Annotated in this window: 1 protein-coding gene; it reads left to right on the top strand. The window is 43.7% G+C overall.

Annotation, left to right across the window (positions count from 1 at the left end):
* The coding region (locus ACFIL8_RS10825; protein ID WP_375689775.1) for an MFS transporter at positions 1-1,061 on the top strand (1,061 nt) is incomplete at both ends.

Here is a 1,061-nt window from a genome sequence, read left to right as displayed (position 1 = left end):
GGGCTTTTCCTTGTTTTGGGCTTTAGCAGCTTTGCCGATGAAACAGCACAAGTTACATTTGCTCTCCACTTAGCAGAAAGCACAGCATCTATTTCAATGCTGCTGTTTGCAGGGCTTGTCGGGGCAATTTGTGCAGGCCCCATTGCACCACGTCTCTTACATCGCTTCCAACCAGCGCGAACAGTACCCATTGTTTTATTGTTTGAAGCACTCTTTATAGCCACAGCTGCAATCGCCAACCAATTTTGGGTTTATATTGCCCTTTCTTTCGCACTAGGTTGTGCTGGTTCACTCTTTTGGTCTGCTATCCTCGTTTCCGTCCCAGAATTTGCAACCAATGATCAGCAATTAGACCGTATCAACCGCATTATCCAAACAGTCCGTAATCTTGGCTATATTGCCGGACCATTGTTAGGAGGTGTATTGTATGGAATATCAAACGGGCAAAAAGGATTGTTTGTGTTGTCAGTCATGGTTCTTTTTGCTACCTTTATCACTCTCTTCTGTTTTAAAAGTTTTAAAATTCATACACAAACGACAAACACAACGCAAAAAAGCAAAAAAGGGCTAGATTTAACGGGTCTCTTGCGTAAAAAAAATGTTGTCTATGCTCTTTCTCCCCTCATCATTACCATCATCCTCACCTCTGCTCTCAACGTCTTATCGATTGTCCGCATCCGCACTGAGCTGTACTTCAGTGCAGAAACCTATGGGGTAATCACAAGCATGTTAAGTCTTGGCCTCGTGGTTGGTCCACTCTGTTTCTCCAGCCTTTTTCATCGCTTTGGTAATGCCGCTGGAGCATCACTTGCCGCTGCAATCATCGGCTTTGCAATTTTCTGCTTTTCCTTAACACATATTGTATGGTTAATGATGCTGTCATTTTTCATCCTTGGGGGTGCTAACGGCGTGCAAAATGCTCTGATGGCAAGTTTTATGATGAAAGCCATTCAGAAAGAACACCGAAACAACCAAATGCCTGCCTATATCTTTATCATACAAACAGCGGTGTGCCTTGGCTTTCTAGGAGCCGGTTTTGTAAAAGTGCATCACACCCAAAG

The organism is Bartonella sp. AP57NXGY, assembly GCF_042195805.1.
Lineage (GTDB): Bacteria > Pseudomonadota > Alphaproteobacteria > Rhizobiales > Rhizobiaceae > Bartonella.
This window is presented reverse-complemented; position numbering and strand designations above follow the sequence as displayed.